The organism is Nitrosospira briensis C-128 (genome assembly GCF_000619905.2).
GTDB lineage: Bacteria > Pseudomonadota > Gammaproteobacteria > Burkholderiales > Nitrosomonadaceae > Nitrosospira > Nitrosospira briensis.
In genome coordinates this window covers 1,934,938-1,951,745 of sequence record NZ_CP012371.1, presented here as the reverse complement: position 1 = coordinate 1,951,745, position 16,808 = coordinate 1,934,938, and the positions used below count along the sequence as shown (strand labels likewise).

Here is a 16,808-nt window from a genome sequence, read left to right as displayed (position 1 = left end):
TGTTTACGAGCGCGCCCATGCGGGCCGCGCATCCCTCGCCTGCTTTCCCCAATAATCGACAATAGATGCGTCTTACTCCTGCTCATCTGGACATGGCTACCGCTGCATTGCGTGCCGTGCTTCCGCTGGAACATCCGGCAGATTCGATACTGCGGCATTTCTTCCGAGAAAACCCGACACTTGGAGTAAACGATCGCGCATTTGTTGCGGAAACCGTGTTCGGCATTTTGCGCCACCGGTTTTTTATCGAGCGCGCGGTCAGTATTGCCACTCCCCGTTCGTTGCTGCTTGCCTACCTGGCCAGATTCCAGGGTTTGAATATGCGTGAACTGATATCGCTCGTTAGCGAAACGGAAGCAAAGTCGCTCATGGGAATCAAGTCGGTTTCGCTGGAAGCGCAGCCACTTGATGTCCAGGCTGAGTTCCCGGTCTGGTTGGTGGAAAAGTTGCACAATTTCATGAGCGATGGCGAGATACTTGATCTGGGACGGTCGCTGCAACAAGCGGCGCCGCTCGATCTGCGTGTCAATACGCTGCTGGCGAATCGCGACGAGGTTCTTGCAGTACTGGGCAAAGACGGCATTGAAGGCAGCGCGACCCCTTATTCGCCCATCGGTATCCGCCTTGCGGGGAAACCCGCTATCAATCGCCACGAACTATTCGTCACCGGCAAAGTGGAGATCCAGGACGAAGGCAGCCAGTTGCTGGGCTATCTGCTCGGACCGAAGCGCCGCGACATGGTGGTCGATTTCTGTGCGGGTGCTGGAGGCAAATCGCTGATGCTGGGCGCCCTGATGCGTTCGCAAGGACGCATCTATGCACTGGATAATTCTGAAAAGCGGCTGAACAACCTTAAACCGCGCCTCAAGCGTTCCGGCTTGTCCAATCTGTATCCCCAGCTCATCACCAATGAAAATGATATCAAAGTGAAACGCCTGACGGGAAAGATCGACCGCGTACTGGTGGATGCCCCATGCAGCGGCCTCGGGACGTTGCGGCGTAATCCGGATTTGAAGTGGCGACAATCACCGCAAAGCATAGAAGAACTCAAGCGCAAGCAGACTGCCATTCTGGCGTCCGCCGCCAATCTGCTCAAGCCCGGCGGCAGGCTGGTCTATGCTACCTGCAGTTTCCTGCCGGAGGAGAATCAGGAAATTATCGATCACTTTTTAAACAGCCACCCCCGCTTCATACAGTTGAATTGCGCCGAGCTATTGATACAGCAAAAAATCCCCCTGGATACCGGCGCATTCCTGCAACTGTCGCCCGGCCTGCACAGTACGGATGGTTTTTTTGCCGCTGCGCTGGAATTGGTAAAGAGTGAAGCATGATATCGCTACGCCGCTGCGCCACTCTTTCCGTCGCCGGCTATCTGGCGATTCTATTTGCGGCACCTCATGCAGCAGGGTTCGAACCTACTTCCAGTCGTGACCATAAACCTCCGCTTGTTCTTCCCGCTTCTGGCACGGTACAAGCGGCGTTTACGCCAGGCGATGATGCCGGCAAGCTTATCGCCGACACTATCGATAGCGCACATCGTCAGGTGCTGGTGCAGACGTTCAGTTTTACCCACCGCAAAATTGCCGACGCATTAATTGCAGCGAAGCATCGCGGCGTGGACGTCAAGGTAATTGCCGATAAAGACCAAACCCATCGTATCCCCACCAGCCTGATTTCCAAGATCGCAGCTGAGGGCGTACCGGTTTTCATGGATTCCGATCACACCAGCGCACATAATAAAGTCATGGTGATCGACGCGGATAGTCCTGACGCAACCCTGATTACCGGCAGCTTCAATTTTACCCACGCGGCGCAGTACAGGAATGCGGAGAATGTGCTGGTGATACGCGGCAACGCGGCTCTCACTGATCTTTATCTCCAAAACTGGCATCGTCACTACAAGCACTCTCAGCCCTACCGGTAGAACCCGCTACCGCCCTGCCTCATGCAATCCAATAACGGGTTCCAGAATTTGTTACGCGATCTGATCACCGGCGCACAGGAAGTCAGCGTCCTGTGGCAGATTGTCGTACTGGCTGCAGGGCTGGCGCTCTCGTGGTGGTTGCGGCGGCAAGCGATGATCCGTATCGCCCCCCAGGGCAGCGGCCGCACGCTGAATATCAGCGCGCGCAGCATGGGCCGCCTCCTGTTCCCTCTCTTCGCGCTTGTCCTGGTCGTTTTCGGCAAGTGGGCGTTGAGTCATTGGTATTCGACTCATCTACTCAACATTGTCGTCCCGTTGTTATTTGCGCTCGCGCTGATTCGCGTAGCCGTCTATATGCTTCGCAGAGTTTTTTCAGGCCAGGGGTGGCTGCACCCATGGGAGCGATTTATCGGCTGGACGGTGTGGATTGGACTGGCGCTGTATGTAACGGGTCTTCTGCCGGAGATCCTGATATTTCTCGATGATATTTCGTTCCACATCGGCAAACAGCGCCTTTCGGTATTGTTGATCGTACAAGGCATCCTCGCGTTCACAGTCAGCATGCTGGTAGCGCTCTGGCTCGCCAGTTCGCTTGAGGCACGCATCATGGATGCCAAAGCGCTCGATATCAATCAACGCGTGATTCTGTCGAAAATCAGCCGCACGGTACTGATACTTGTGGGCGTGCTGATCGCGCTGCCATTGGTCGGCGTAGATATCACCGTTTTGTCCGTGTTCGGGGGCGCGCTTGGCGTCGGGCTCGGATTGGGTTTACAGAAAATCGCCAGCAATTACATAAGCGGTTTCATCATTCTTCTGGATCATTCACTACATATTGGCGATATCGTTACAGTGGACGGCCGCAAGGGTGAAGTCACCTCACTTACGACCCGGTATGTGGTGCTCAAGAGTGACGACGGAACCGAAGCCCTTATTCCCAACGATACTTTCATTACTTCAACGGTTATCAGTCAGAATTTCTCGGACCACCGATTACGGCTGATCCTGCCATTCCAGATCAGTTACACAAGCTCCGTTGAGGTCGCGATGGACATCATGCTGGGCGCCGCTAAAAAGCGGCAACAAATATTGGGCAATCCGGAGCCAGCTGTATTTCTGAAGGACTTCGCCGCCGGCGGAATCAATCTGGAGCTATTCGTGTGGGTAGAGGATCCCGAGGGTGGGGCGCTTCGGCTACGGTCCGGCCTCAACATCGAAATCTGGTCTGAATTCCAGAAACACGGCATCGAGATTCCGCTACCGCCACAGCAGTCTCTTCTCCCGAAAGAGCGATGAGGATGAACGTAGAGTGTCCTTTGGTAACAACCAACTCAAGCGCATGTATGCCGCCCAATTATAAAATATAGTATTTGACAACCTGAAAGACCTTCCGTAAATTCAACACGTTTTAGCGGAAAAGTCCTTATTTTTCCTAGAACGTTTTCCTGTCGTTTTAGCTGGAAATTCGATGTTTCTATTTGGGTTTGGATGATAGTCAACTTCTTTATGGAGAGAGTATTATGGGACGATATAGTCGAATTGCAGTAGCAGCTTCTCTATTTTTACTTCCTGTTTCTGTTTTTGCGGCTGGCTATGGCGCAGCAGGTTGTGGACTAGGGTCGGAGCTCATGGGATCAAAACCCGGTGCGTCGCAGGTTTTCGCTTCAACAACCAATTCAACATTCGGAAATCAAACTTTCGGAATTACGTCCGGCACTTCAAATTGCGGTGATCATGGCCTGGTAAACATGAGCAAAGAGCGTGAAGTATTTGCACAGGAGAATTACACCAGCCTGATCAAGGAAATGGCGCAAGGTAAAGGTGAAAATCTGTATACCCTGGCCAGCTTGTATCAATGTCCCGCAGCAAGCCATCAAGAATTTGGCACGATGGTTCAGGAGAAATTCGACAATTTAGTAGCGAGTGATCAAGCAAACTCAACTGAATTACTGAGCCAGCTTGAAAATCAAATAACTCGCCATCCTACACTTGCAAAATCGTGTGATATCAAGCTATCCGCCTTGAACTAAAAAAATCAGAAACGGATACAGGTGGAAACCTGTGTCCGTTTCTATATTGTTATCACTCCAATGATTCCTTCGTGCAGCCTGTTTGCCTGGCAGCGTGTCGGATTTAAAGGAAATCGGCTGTAAAAGCGTCTGGCTGGTTCATATTTCGCCGCTTTTCAGCCAATAGAATAACTATTGGCCTTCAAGATCCTCAAAATCTGCCCTCACCCAGTCACTTTTTCGCTGCGATTCTTCAAGTCCGACAGGTTGCTGGTAGCCGGGATATTTTTCTGGTTTTGCTTTCTTCCTGTAACGGCTCATGCCGAACACAAGGTCACTGCTGATTACCTGGCTGAATTACAACACCAAGCCAAACAAAAAAAGCTCGCCGATGAACGTGTCTGGCACCTGCTTTTAAAGTACGACAAGAAAATTTTTCTCGGCATGACCAGTGAAGCCGATGGAATGGATTTTTTCAACTCTCCACAAGGAAAAGCCGATCCGGAGTCAGAGTTATTAGCGACCCTCTCAAGCTTCTTTGTTCCAGCAGCCGAGATTGCGAAGGGCAAAGAGCATCCGCAGTGTAACTTTCCCGCCCGCTTCAAATGGTTGAATCAGCAACTGACATTCGACCTCAATCGCCTGGAAGTACAAGCATGCGATCGGCTCGACCGCTGGATGAAGACTTTGGACCCAGTCGGGGCGACGTTGGTATTCGCGTCTTATTTCATGGACAATCCAGCCTCCATGTTTGGACATACCCTGCTACGCATTGATAGCCGGAGAACAGGCAGCGGTAATAACTTGATGAACTACGGTGCAAACTATGCCGCGGTTCCCGACACGGACAATGCGTTTCTATACGCATTCAAAGGTTTGATAGGTTCGTTCCCAGGCCGCTTCGCGATTTTCCCTTACTACACGAAGGTGCAGGAATACAATAATCTGGAAAGCCGTGATCTTTGGGAGTATGAGCTCCAATTTACCGAAGATCAGCTGAACACGATGCTTCTGCACCTATGGGAATTAGGTGGGACATATTTTGATTATTTTTATTTCCAGGAAAACTGCTCATACCATGTGCTTTCCCTGCTGGAGGTTGCCAATCCTGATCTTCGATTAAAAGATCCGTTTTCTTTCAGTGTGATCCCGACCGATACGGTAAAAATTCTGATGGCGCAGGACGAACTGGTAAAACAGGTGGTATATCGACCTTCAGTGCTCAGCCAGATGAATCATAAGAGACTCAAGATGGTCGATGATGAGAAGCGGATATTACGACGTATGGTCAAAGGAGAAATATCACCGGAAAACACTGCCTTCAAGAGCCTTGCCGCTCCGTCACAAGCACTTGTATTAAACGCTTATATGGACTACTTGCAGTATCAAAGCATGCAGGAAAAGAGTAACGGGGAAATAAAAATTCCGCGTTCCGTTTTGCTGGCGAGAAGCCGCCTGCCGACTACCAACGATGGGCTAATAGATACCATCACACGCTTATCGAGCCGCCCGGACCAGGGCCACGGTACGGATCGCTTTCGATTGGGAATCGGGCACAATAAGTGGGAGCCTTTCCTGGAATTCGCTTATCGTCCGGTTTATCACGATTTGATGGCCAGGGATGTGGGGTACGATAAAAACTCGGAAATCATTTTTATGGACTTCAAGCTTCGGTATTACCTGGAGTCCGACCGGGTGAGACTGGATCAGGCAAAAATTCTCTCTATTACCGCGCTTAATCCCTATGATGCCTTATTTACCAAACCTTCCTGGCGTGTAGACTTGGGGGTCGAGACGCTCAGAGACCGCAACTGTAACTACTGCAATTCCATCCAGGGCACATACGGAAGGGGTATTTCCTATCGGCCGGATTTTTTTTCACCCTTGCTGTTATATTCCTTCGCTGATCTGAAAACAGAGTTTTCCGAGCATTTGAAACAAAATTTTCGTTTGGGTGGCGATGCGGAAGTAGGCACGTATTACGACGTAACCGAAAATTTGAGGATCAAACTTGCAGGCAGTTATCAAATTTTTGTCCTTGGTGAAAGCAAACGTTTTTTCACTGCTCATTTCATTACCCGCTATGCACTCTCCCAGGATCTTGATATAAGGTTCGAATTGAATCGCTATGACCATAATAATGAAGGAATTTTTTCGGCCAATTATTTCTTCTAGCCTAGATGTTTCATAAATTCGCGTGATGATTGCGCAGGATTTTGTTTCGTAGGGAGATTTTGTGAAAGAGTGGCGTAGTTATTCATACGCCCGACTGAACGAAATTTTCATACGAAACAAAAGACCAGCAAGGGCACGCGTCAATTTATGAAACATCCGGGCTAGCTAACAGCCTGTCGGACTTGAAGAATCGCAGCGAAAAATTGACCGGGGAATATGAACCCGCCAGATCATTTGCTACGGACCAGGCTGTGTATTTGCTCCCTACATTTGAGCCCACCTCCTTGATATGGAAATGGATTTTAGATAACATAACGCCATATCAATGACTTGCAGAGGGAGTACTTGGAGCCACCACTTTCGCTCCAACTGCTGCCGACGCACCGAAATAATTTATTCCAGGACTCATTCTGCTTATTACACATTAGAACTCATGAAGACAACTACGCTAATCTTATTCCTTGCGCTATTTTCCACGCAGGTTTTCGCGCAAAGGGAGGCTCAGGAATTTCCTTGGTCCAAGGCGGCAAAAATTATTTCAGCGGATGAAGCAAAAAGCCGCAGTGGGAAAAAGACAGGGCAGCAATCCGAAGTCGATAGTAACAAGACCGGAAAGAAAATGGACGCTGAAAATAGAAAGAGCGACCGGGATTACTCAGCCGGAACCGTGGACGGTGGAAAGTAGCTGTTGCCGGTCACGCTTCAAGCATTGAAGACAAGCCAGCGAAGGGCAGCAACGGTTGATGACTTGGTAAATTGGAAATCCAGAGGCGCTGATGGGTGCTTTGATCTTCTACGTCGCGGTCTACTTCATTGGCTACTACGCCGCGAACCTGCTTAACCGGATGGTTGGGCGGATCTTGATTCAGAACCGCCGCCTAGCGGGTTTTGTTCTGGTCCTCATGGTCAGCCTGCTGCACGGCTACAAGATAATAAGCACGTCACCCTCTCATGATCACGGCGAAGGGGCGGGTTACGCACTGGGTTTTTACGTTATCCTGCCGGTTGCGATTATCGCGATTGCCGTGTTATATCTCACCTGGCAGGAAAAACAGGATGATGACATTCCTTGACTGCGCCTATGCCGACAAGAGCCGACCGTTCATTCAAGCGCCGCTTTTTGCTGACATCCGGCAGGTGCCGCCAATAATACGGCCTACACCACCTTTTTCTGTATCAACTCGATCTTGTAACCGTCCGGATCTTCCACGAATGCAATCACCGTGGCGCCATGCTTCATCGGCCCGGCCTCACGTGTAATGTTACCGCCACGCTTTCTCACTTCTTCGCAAGCTTCATAAGCGTTATCCACTTCTATGGCGATATGGCCATAACCAGTGCCCAGCTCGTATTTTTTCACATCCCAGTTATGGGTCAGCTCCAATACGGCGCCACCCGCCTCATCCTGGTAACCGACAAATGCCAGGGTAAACTTTCCCTCGGGATAATCCTTCCGGCGCAGCATCTTCATCCCCAGCACATCGGTGTAAAAAGCGATGGATTTTTCCAGATCGCCCACACGCAGCATGGTATGAAGAATACGCATTTAAATTTCCACCATCTCAAAATCCTCTTTGCGCGCAGCGCATTCCGGACAGGTCCAATTCATCGGAACGTCTTCCCACCGAGTTCCCGGAGGAATGCCTTCTTGCGGCGAGCCCTCGGCTTCGTCGTATACGTATCCGCAAATGAGACACATGTAACAGCGGTAAACCCGAGTTTCGGTAGTAGGCATGATGAGTAAGAGTAATTTGAGTTAAAATGTCATTTTACGGTATTAGCCCATGTCTCAGCCACCCCCCATCGTACTTTCTTTCGCTGCCAGCGACTCTACCGGGGGCGCGGGTATCCAGGCCGACATCCTCACTCTTGCCAGCATGGGCTGTCATGCGCTGTCAGTGATCACGGCCATTACCGTGCAGGACACGGCCGGCGTGGACGATGTGATGGCGCTGGATCCGGAATGGGTGGCGGATCAGGCACGCGCGGTGCTGGAAGACATGCCCGTTCATGTTTTCAAGATCGGGTTGCTCGGCAGTGTTGAAATTATCACGGCTATCGCCGAGGTGGTTTCCGATTATCCCAACATTCCGCTCGTGCTGGACCCTGTGCTTGCTTCCGGGCGCGGCGACGAACTCACCAGCGACGAAATGGTCGCTGCAATGCGCGAATTGCTGCTTCCTCAAGCGACCATCATTACGCCCAACAGCTTCGAAGCACGGCGACTCGCCCAGGATGACGATGACGACAGCGAAATGCCGCATTTGAGTCAGTGCGCTGCCCGCCTTTTACATATGGGTTGCGAATATGTGCTCATCACCGGCACCCATGAAAACACATCGCAGGTGATCAATAATTTATACGGGAGCGGTGGCGTCGTTCGTACCGATTCCTGGGATCGGCTACCCGGTTCATATCACGGTTCGGGCTGCACGCTTGCCTCGGCTATCGCCGCCTCTCTGGCCAATGGCTTGCCCCTCGCCGAAGGTGTATATGAAGCGCAAGAATATACCTGGCAATCGCTTAAGGCGGGGTTTCGCCCCGGAATGGGACAGTATTTGCCGGACAGGTTATTCTGGGCCCGGGACGATACCGACGCCGAAGAGGGAAGCAAGAGTAAATGACACGGCCCGGGATTCTTGGCTTATACGCAATTACACCGGAAGCCGCCGATACCGCCAGCCTCCTGGCAATGACGCAGCAGGCGCTGGCAGGGGGAGCGCGGTTGGTCCAATACCGCAGCAAAACGGACGATGCCGTGTTGCGCCTTGAACAGGCACAATCACTTGCCCGCCTTTGCGCTGAATTCGACGTACCTCTCATCATCAACGATTATCCTGATCTTGCTCTGGAGGTGGACGCCGACGGCGTGCATTTAGGAAAGAAGGATGCGCCCATCACCGAGGCGCGGCGCAAGCTGGGGCCCGGCAAGATCATCGGGATTTCGTGTTACGAACGGCTGGAGCATGCTGTCGAGGCCGAGCGGCAAGGCGCCGATTATGTCGCATTCGGCGCTTTTTTTGCCTCCGTCACCAAACCGGATGCTGTGTCCGCGCCCGCAGACCTGTTGCGTCATGCAAAGCAGAAGCTACGGATTCCAATTGTCGCTATCGGGGGTATTATTCCGGAGAATGCCGGGGAACTGATACGCCAGGGCGCGGACGCGGTGGCTGTCAGCAACGCCCTGTTTAACGCCCGGCACATTCGATCCGCCGCTGAGAGGTTTTCTCTGTTATTCAAGCCAGACCAGCATTTCATTTCTCATAATCACGGGTTAGCCAACAATGTCACGTAATCAGCAATTATTCGAGCGCTCTCAGGAATATATTCCCGGCGGCGTTAATTCACCGGTCCGCGCCTTCAAGTCCGTGGGCGGTACGCCTGTATTTTTTCAGCGGGGACAAGGCGCCTGTGTTTGGGACGCGGACAATAAAACCTATATCGATTATGTCGGCTCCTGGGGCCCGCTGATTCTTGGCCATGCTCATCCCGAAGTGGTTGAAGCAGTACAGGCGGCGGCACAAAAAGGACTGACCTTCGGTGCGCCCACCGAGGCGGAACTGGTAATAGCGGAGCTGTTGTGCAAACTTGTCTCGTCAATCGAGCAGGTTCGCCTGGTGAGCTCGGGTACCGAAGCCACCATGAGCGCCATTCGCCTGGCGCGAGGCTATACCGGCAGAAGCCGCATCATCAAATTCGAGGGTTGTTATCATGGTCATGAGGATGCCTTGCTGGTAAAAGCCGGTTCCGGCGCCCTGACTTTCGGCCACCCGAGTTCTGCCGGAGTTCCGGCAGCAACTACTGCCAGCACCCTGGTGCTGGATTACAACGATCTCGCCGGTGTGGAACAGGCGTTCAGCCAGTTCGGTGAAGAAATTGCCGCAGTCATTGTTGAACCCGTGGCAGGCAATATGAATCTGGTAGCGCCAAAGCCTGGCTTCCTGCCGGGTTTGCGTGAGCTATGCACGCGGCACGGCAGCTTACTGATATTTGACGAGGTAATGACGGGCTTTCGCGTTGGGCTGAAATGCGCCCAGGGTCTTTACGGCATAAAACCCGACCTGACCACGCTCGGCAAAGTGATCGGCGGCGGCATGCCGATGGCGGCATTTGGCGGCAGGCGAGACATCATGCAGTGTCTCGCGCCAGTGGGAGCCGTGTATCAGGCAGGTACGCTTTCCGGTAATCCGGTCGCGGTAGCTGCCGGCCTCGCCACGCTGAAGCTGGTGCAAACGCCGGACTTCTACGAAAAACTTGCCGCCAGCACCCTGCAACTGACCGAAGGTCTTACCGCAGCCGCAAAAAAACATGGTATTGCCTTCTGCGCGCAGGCGGTAGGTGGCATGTTCGGCCTCTATTTCCGCGAAAACCTGCCGACGAGTTATGCTGAAGTGATGAGTTGCGACAGGGAAGCCTTTAACCGCTTTTTCCATGCCATGCTCGAGGAAGGCGTTTACTTCGCACCGTCGGCTTTCGAAGCCGGGTTTGTTTCGGCATCGCACGGCGCCGCCGAAATCAGCAAAACCCTGGATGCAGCCGATCGGGCATTCGGTACGACGAAAATAACGAAATAAAAAAACCGGCCTGGTTCTCAGGTCGGTTTAGTATCGGTGCAGCTTCAGGTTCAGGCTTGTGTATTTTAGCGCAAGCCTGAAATAAACTCGGCCACTGCCTCCATTTCCTTCTCGCTCATGCGTGACGCGATCATATGCATTTCATTGTTGACGTCTTTGGTGCGCTGATCGGTCCGAAATGCGCGTAACTGGGCCAGGGTATATTCAGAATGCTGCCCGGAAAGGCGTGGATAGACCGGTGGAATGCCGACTCCATTGGGAGAATGGCAACTGGCACAGGCAGGCACGCCAGAATCGAGATTGCCGCCGCGATATATTTTTTCACCCCTTTCCGCCAGCGATTTATCCTGAGCCGCGCCGGGTTTGGGAGTCTGCTGGGCATAATAAGCGCCGAGATTCTTCATATCCTCTGCGGAGAGCGGCGCTACCATCGCACCCATGATCGGGTTTTGCCGGGCTGCGGGTTTGCCGTCTTCCGATTTGAAATTATTCAGTTGCTTGGTGATATACTCGGCATGCTGACCGGCCAGGCTTGGATTTGCGGGAATGATGCTATTGCCGTCGGCGCCGTGGCAAGCCGCGCAAACTTGAGTTGCTATCTGCTGACCCTTGGCTGCGTCTCCCTTGCTGTTACCGGTTTCTGCTGGAGTTGTTTCTGCGAAAATTTGACTGGATAGCGACAATGCAACACATGCCACAATCTTGGAAATTAGCTTCATGCCTTGCATTCCTGGAACTCCGAAAAGATGATGCTCTTGGGATTGAGGTTAACGCCGCATTTTAACAAGGCAGAGACTGAATAACAATAATAAGTCGTCAACAAATGAGAACATTATTTTTTCTACTGTTGTTTGTCAATCTGGCCTTTGCGACTTACATTCAACTGGAGCCGGCTGGCGGAAGCGCCGCCCCGCCGGCATGGGAGCTTCAACCGGAAAAAATCAAGCTTTTGCAGGCGCTTCCCGCATCTGCAACCTGCCTGGAATGGGGAACGTTCGTTGAGGCAGATCTGGAACGGCTTGCGGCAGCGATTACCACCCATGAACTGGACGACAAGGTAACTCGGCAGGAGTTAGGTACAGCCCCCGTCTATTGGGTGCATATTCCTTCGCTCAGAAGCAAACGCCACGCTGAACGAAAAATGGGCGAGCTCAAGAGATTGGGGGTCACCCATTACACGCGCGTTGCCGATACCAGTAAATGGAATAATGCCATCTCCATGGGGTTTTTTGAAAATATAGAAGACGCCCAGGCTTTTCTGGCAGCACTCAGGAAAAAAGGTGTAAGGTCTGCAATTATCGGCGCGCGCAACTTGAAGCAGGTCAAATACGTCGCACGCTCACCAGAGGAAAGCATGAGCGCAAAGATGATGCAGTTGAAAGAGGAATTTCCCGGCAGCGAGCTCAAGACTGCGAAGTGCGCGAATACCTGAGGCAGGAACTGAAGTGTTGTTGCTCTTTGCAATTTTATCAAACGTAATAAACTTCATATAAAGAAGAGCAACGACAAAACCTTAGCCAAATTCCCTTGCCTATAGAAAGCTGCAGTGCTTGACGTCCTTATGCAAGCCTTCAGTTTTTGAGCCTATTTTCTCGATCAACCAGGAATTCATTATGACGGTGTTTCTCAAATCCCAGCAGGAAATAGCAAAAATGCGGGTAGCGGGCATGCTGGCGTCGGAGGTGCTGGATTACATCACGCCGTTTGTTAAACCCGGGGTCACCACTGATGAGCTGGATACACTGTGCCACAATTACATGGTCGATGTGCAGCATACCATTCCTGCTCCGCTCAATTATGCTCCGCCGGGATATTCACCCTATCCGAAATCCATCTGCACCTCGGTCAATCATCAGGTTTGCCACGGCGTTCCAGGCCAGAAAATACTGAAATCGGGCGATATCGTCAATATTGACGTGACGGTCATCAAGGATGATTACCACGGCGATACCAGCCGCATGTACTACGTCGGCGAACCCGGTATCCAGGCCAGGCGGCTATGCGAAATCACGTATGAAGCCATGTGGCGAGGCATCGAGGAAATCAAACCGGAAAAACATCTGGGGGACGTCGGCCACGCCATCCAGCAGTTTGCCGAAAATCATGGATACAGCGTGGTGAGGGAATTCTGCGGCCACGGCATCGGCGCAAAATTCCATGAAGACCCGCAAGTGCTCCACTATGGCCGCGCCGGTACCGGGCTGAAGCTCAAAGCCGGGATGATTTTTACGGTCGAGCCCATGATTAATGCGGGAAAGGCGCCCATCCGCGCGCTGGCCGATGGGTGGACCATCGTTACCAAGGATCACAGCCTGTCAGCGCAATGGGAACACACCGTGCTAGTGACTGAAACCGGATATGAAGTGCTGACAGTGTCCGCCGGTGCACCGCCGAAGCCGGTATTCCGTTCCTGACATATCATGCTGCGCCTCGATAAAAGGCTTATGCCGTTGTCGAGTCCTTTTAACGCCGAGGCTGCCAAGGAGGCGTTGCTTCAGGGGCGTGAGCTGTTACACCAGCGCTATTGCAGGGATAAGAACGGCGCAGCGTTGCTGCGGGGCCACAGCCAGCTGGTGGATAAAATTCTGCAGCACGTCTGGCGCGAAATGGCGATGCCCGGTTCCATCGTGTTACTGGCTGTGGGCGGTTATGGCCGGCGCCAACTTTTTCCTCATTCCGACGTTGATCTCCTGGTGCTGGTTTCCGCAGAAGGAAGCGATGCCAACGTAATGGACGCCGATATCAAGGCGCGACTGGAATGCTGGGTAAGATTGCTGTGGGATATCGGGCTGGACGTCGGCCATAGCATCCGCACTCTGGCGGAGTGTACTGAAGAGGCCGCCAAAGACATCTCGGTGCAGACCAGTCTGCTGGAGGCTCGGCAGCTTGCTGGCTATCGTCAACCGTTCACTGAATTTTCACTGGCGATGCGGGCGATGCTTGAGCCGCGTTCGTTTTGCACTGCCAAGCAGCTTGAGCAACAGCAGCGCCACGGCCGATATCAGGACGCCATATACAACCTCGAGCCCAATATCAAGGAAAGTCCCGGCGGACTTCGGGATTTGCACAATATTCTGTGGGTTAGCCGTGCTGCGGGATTGGGAAACTCATGGAAGGATCTTGCCCGGGGGGGATTCATTACTCACCGGGAAGCGCGCCTCGCGCAACATAATCAAACCATCCTTCAAGACCTTCGTATCCGGCTGCACTATCTCGCCGGAAGGCGTGAAGACCGTCTGTTATTCGATTACCAGAACCCTCTCGCCGATGCGCTCGATATAGGCGGCAAACCGCCGCGCCGTGCAGGCGAAATGCTGATGCAGCGGTATTATCGTGCCGCCAGAACGGTAACGCAGATTAACACCATCCTGTTGCTCACCTTGCGCGCAGAGATTTTCCCCGATACGGATGCGCTTCCGGTCGTCATCAACGAGCGGTTTCAGAAGCGCGGTGAATTGCTGGAAATGCGCGACGAGGACGTTTTCCAAAAAAACCCACGGGCGATTCTTGAAAGCGTTTTGCTACTGCAAAAGAATCCCGACGTGAAAGCACGTAGCGCAGCAACACTACGCGCAATGTGGCGGGCTGCGCCATTGATCAATGCCGATTTCCGGCGCGATCCGCGCAACCGCGCTCTATTCATGGAAATCCTGCGCCAACCGCGCGGGCTGACGCGTGAATTGCGCCTCATGAGCCGCTACGGCATCCTGGGGCGTTATATCCCGGCGTTCGGGCGCATTGTCGGCCAGATGCAACACGACCTGTTTCACGTGTATACAGTGGATGAACATATCCTCATGGTAGTGAGAAACCTGCGCCGATTCAACGCACCGGAGTTCGCCCACGAATACCCGCTTTGCAGCCGGCTCATCGGTGAATTCGAACGACCTGAGGTGCTTTATCTCGCCGGGCTGTTCCACGATATTGCCAAAGGACGCCAGGGAAATCACTCGATACTTGGCAAAACCGACGCCAGACGTTTCTGCCAGCAACATGAAATGTTGAAGGAAGACGTGGAAATGGTTGAGTGGCTTGTCGAAAATCATCTGGTCATGTCGATGACCGCGCAAAAAAAAGATATATCCGATATGGATGTGATCGCAGACTTTGCCAAGCGCATCGGGAACGAACGCCGCCTCGCCGCGCTCTATCTGCTCACCGTTGCGGATATTCGAGGCACCAGTCCGAAGGTATGGAATACCTGGAAAAGCAAGCTACTGGAAGACCTGTTCAGGGCAACGCGGCGTCATCTGTGCGGTGAACCCGCCCACGCGGAAGGCACGCTGAGAAATCGCAGGAACAAGGTGCTGGAATTGCTGCAGCGCGATAATATTTCCGCCCACGTGTATGAGCAGTTGTATTCGGCACTCGGCCCAACCTATCTGCTGCTGCATGATCCGCAGGAAATCGCCTGGCATGCGCTTCATCTGGGCCACCAGATGAAGTCGCCGATACCTGTGGTGAAGGCGCGTGTCGCCCCAACCGGGACGGGCATCGAGGTACTGGTCTATGCGGCGGATCAGAAGGATTTATTTGCGCGCATTTGCAATTTCTTCGATCACATCGATTTCAATATAGTCCAGGCAAAAATTCATACTACACGCCACGGCTATGCTCTCGATAGCTTTCTTGTGCTCGACCCCTTCAACGTAACGCAACACCACTGTGATGCACTCAGCTTCATAGAGCATGAACTGACACAGCAATTAGATCCGGTGATTCCTCTGGAGGCACCGTTGCAGGGACGCCTGAGCCGCCATCTCAAGCATTTTCCGATTACGCCGGAAGTGGATATCGAGCCGGACGAAAAGGGTACGTATCATGTCCTGTCGATCGTTGCCGGCGACCAACCGGGGCTGCTGTCCCGTATCGCGCAGGTGCTGGTGCGTTTTGGCATAAATGTGCACAGCGCAAGGATAAATACTATGGGCGAGCGTGCCGAAGACACGTTTCTGGTTACGGGAAATATATTGAACGAATCGAGGATGCTGATCCAACTGGAAACCGAGCTGATAAAGGCGCTGCAGATTTCGTGTGAAACAGTTGAAGCTGCTGAAGAATCGTAGATTTTTGGCTGTTCTACCTCCACTTGGAGAGGATGCAACGGCTCAATCCTCGTCCCGCCCCAAATACCCCGCTTCACGCTGATGACGGATCGCAAGAATCAGGACAGCATCCTGATCTTCCTCCAGGCTATAGAGGGCCACATAACCGGTACTTCCGCGAGATATGACCAACTCACACAATACATACTCTACGGACCAGCCGATAAATGGGTGGCGGATTAATAAACTTATAGCTTCCTCAATCAGTTCTAGCGTCTCTGCTGCCGACAAAGGATCGCTATCAATCAAAAAGTCGGTAAGTCTTTCGAGATCGGCAAGCGCTCGTTCCGAATAGCTCAGCTTTGCCAGGATTTGGCTTTTGGCCTTGCAGGATTATTGCCAGCAATGCGCGCCTTAAGATAGGAATGAACCTCGCGGGCATCAAAGCCCTTGCCGGTCCTTAACATTTTTTCCCGTGCTGCTTGAGCCTCGCTTACGAAACTGGCACGCCATTCGGCTGCCGTCGCTGCTCTCTCTATCGCCTGGACCATGAATGCATGTGGCGACATCCCTTTTTTTTCAGCTGCAGCAACAGCACGTTGCTTGAGTTCATCTGAAAGCTTTAGTGATGTGGTGGTCATTGTGCCTTGCACCTTTTGGACTATCGGTGGCACCAGAGTAACACCACAGCGCCGTAAGGCGCAAGCCTGGGCGATCAAAGCTGCGATCAACGACGCCGGGAAAAAGTAAGTCATTTAATCGTAGCCCCCCAATACCCATTCCGTAAGTCACGTGTACTTAAGTCCAATAGGCTGAACTATAAGAGCCGGTAAAATACAGAGAGTCTTTGAAAGAGGAACGCCATCCTTCTGTTCATTGCTTCGAGAGCAGGAAGGTGTCCCGGAATTCTCATCAGGAAATACGAAGCGGATGGCATAAAAAGCCTTTTAATTTCCGCTGCAGGTAACACCAGGACATCAAGGACATACATGAAGCCCGACGTGGGAATCAACATTACTCCAGAGCCACGGATTTACCTGGCTACCAACAATAGTGCAGGTATTTGGAAGCTGTCCTGTAG

General features: G+C 52.5%; 18 protein-coding genes. 13 read left to right on the top strand and 5 right to left on the bottom strand.

Going from position 1 to position 16,808, the window contains the following annotated elements; all coding sequences use genetic code 11:
* The first annotated feature begins 65 nt into the window (after nt 1-65).
* The 7 genes from F822_RS08900 to F822_RS08870 all read left to right on the top strand — a co-directional run bounded on the left by F822_RS08900 (nt 66) and on the right by F822_RS08870 (nt 7,181).
* Entirely contained in the window at nt 66-1,331 is a 1,266-nt protein-coding gene (locus tag F822_RS08900; RefSeq protein WP_025042107.1) for an RsmB/NOP family class I SAM-dependent RNA methyltransferase, read from the top strand.
* Nucleotides 1,328-1,924 carry a phospholipase D family nuclease gene (locus tag F822_RS08895; RefSeq protein WP_036576766.1) on the top strand — a complete coding sequence of 199 codons (597 nt, stop codon included), beginning with the start codon at nt 1,328-1,330 and terminating at the stop codon, nt 1,922-1,924. The genes F822_RS08900 and F822_RS08895 overlap by 4 nt, the downstream gene beginning before the upstream one ends.
* 21 nt (nt 1,925-1,945) lie before the next feature.
* Nucleotides 1,946-3,220 carry a mechanosensitive ion channel family protein gene (locus F822_RS08890; RefSeq protein WP_025042105.1) on the top strand — a complete coding sequence of 425 codons (1,275 nt, stop codon included), beginning with the start codon at nt 1,946-1,948 and terminating at the stop codon, nt 3,218-3,220.
* Between the two features lie 224 nt (nt 3,221-3,444).
* Nucleotides 3,445-3,954, top strand: coding sequence for a DUF3015 domain-containing protein (locus tag F822_RS08885; protein ID WP_025042104.1), 510 nt, complete (start codon nt 3,445-3,447; stop codon nt 3,952-3,954).
* A 174-nt stretch (nt 3,955-4,128) separates the two neighbouring features.
* A complete protein-coding gene (locus F822_RS08880; protein WP_231623444.1) occupies nt 4,129-6,108 on the top strand; it encodes an Lnb N-terminal periplasmic domain-containing protein in 1,980 nt (659 codons plus the stop codon).
* A 433-nt stretch (nt 6,109-6,541) separates the two neighbouring features.
* Nucleotides 6,542-6,793, top strand: coding sequence for a hypothetical protein (locus tag F822_RS08875; protein WP_025042102.1), 252 nt, complete (start codon nt 6,542-6,544; stop codon nt 6,791-6,793).
* Between the two features lie 91 nt (nt 6,794-6,884).
* Entirely contained in the window at nt 6,885-7,181 is a 297-nt protein-coding gene (locus F822_RS08870) for a hypothetical protein (protein WP_025042101.1), read from the top strand.
* A gap of 83 nt (nt 7,182-7,264) precedes the next feature.
* Here the strand turns inward: F822_RS08870 and gloA are convergent, their stop codons facing one another.
* Both gloA and F822_RS08860 read right to left on the bottom strand, forming a co-directional pair.
* Nucleotides 7,265-7,654, bottom strand: coding sequence for a lactoylglutathione lyase (gene gloA / locus F822_RS08865; protein WP_025042100.1), 390 nt, complete (start codon nt 7,652-7,654; stop codon nt 7,265-7,267).
* Nucleotides 7,655-7,807 (bottom strand): rubredoxin, encoded by a 153-nt coding sequence (locus tag F822_RS08860; RefSeq protein WP_371128874.1) that lies wholly within the window; start codon nt 7,805-7,807, stop codon nt 7,655-7,657.
* 85 nt (nt 7,808-7,892) lie between these two features.
* Here F822_RS08860 and thiD point away from each other — a divergent pair, with 85 nt between their 5' ends.
* Genes thiD through hemL form a run of 3 tightly spaced genes read left to right on the top strand, consistent with a single transcriptional unit; the run spans nt 7,893 to nt 10,682 of the window.
* On the top strand, nt 7,893-8,732 hold the full coding sequence (gene thiD / locus F822_RS08855; RefSeq protein ID WP_025042098.1) for a bifunctional hydroxymethylpyrimidine kinase/phosphomethylpyrimidine kinase: 840 nt from the start codon (nt 7,893-7,895) through the stop codon (nt 8,730-8,732).
* Nucleotides 8,729-9,403: a thiamine phosphate synthase gene (gene thiE / locus F822_RS08850; RefSeq protein WP_025042097.1), complete on the top strand. Its 675-nt coding sequence runs from the start codon at nt 8,729-8,731 to the stop codon at nt 9,401-9,403. Before thiD ends, thiE begins: the two co-directional genes overlap by 4 nt.
* Nucleotides 9,393-10,682, top strand: a complete 1,290-nt coding sequence (gene hemL, locus F822_RS08845) for a glutamate-1-semialdehyde 2,1-aminomutase (protein WP_025042096.1) — start codon at nt 9,393-9,395, stop codon at nt 10,680-10,682. Before thiE ends, hemL begins: the two co-directional genes overlap by 11 nt.
* A 65-nt stretch (nt 10,683-10,747) precedes the next feature.
* Here hemL and F822_RS08840 read toward each other — a convergent pair whose 3' ends face one another.
* Nucleotides 10,748-11,410: a c-type cytochrome gene (locus F822_RS08840; protein WP_156304380.1), complete on the bottom strand. Its 663-nt coding sequence runs from the start codon at nt 11,408-11,410 to the stop codon at nt 10,748-10,750.
* Between the two features lie 95 nt (nt 11,411-11,505).
* Between F822_RS08840 and F822_RS08835 the strand changes: the two genes are divergently transcribed.
* From F822_RS08835 to F822_RS08825, 3 genes are all read left to right on the top strand, one after another.
* Nucleotides 11,506-12,114 carry an SPOR domain-containing protein gene (locus F822_RS08835; protein WP_025042094.1) on the top strand — a complete coding sequence of 203 codons (609 nt, stop codon included), beginning with the start codon at nt 11,506-11,508 and terminating at the stop codon, nt 12,112-12,114.
* Nucleotides 12,115-12,295: 181 nt separating this feature from the next.
* Nucleotides 12,296-13,096 (top strand): type I methionyl aminopeptidase, encoded by an 801-nt coding sequence (gene map / locus F822_RS08830; protein ID WP_025042093.1) that lies wholly within the window; start codon nt 12,296-12,298, stop codon nt 13,094-13,096.
* A gap of 6 nt (nt 13,097-13,102) precedes the next feature.
* Complete coding sequence (locus F822_RS08825) at nt 13,103-15,748, top strand: [protein-PII] uridylyltransferase (protein ID WP_156304379.1); 2,646 nt, start codon at nt 13,103-13,105, stop codon at nt 15,746-15,748.
* Nucleotides 15,749-15,790: 42 nt separating this feature from the next.
* Here F822_RS08825 and F822_RS08820 read toward each other — a convergent pair whose 3' ends face one another.
* Both F822_RS08820 and F822_RS08815 read right to left on the bottom strand, forming a co-directional pair.
* A complete protein-coding gene (locus tag F822_RS08820) occupies nt 15,791-16,087 on the bottom strand; it encodes a type II toxin-antitoxin system RelE/ParE family toxin (RefSeq protein WP_269430535.1) in 297 nt (98 codons plus the stop codon).
* Nucleotides 16,084-16,482, bottom strand: a complete 399-nt coding sequence (locus tag F822_RS08815) for a CopG family ribbon-helix-helix protein (protein ID WP_231623437.1) — start codon at nt 16,480-16,482, stop codon at nt 16,084-16,086. The genes F822_RS08820 and F822_RS08815 overlap by 4 nt, the downstream gene beginning before the upstream one ends.
* Nucleotides 16,483-16,808: the final 326 nt, after the last annotated feature.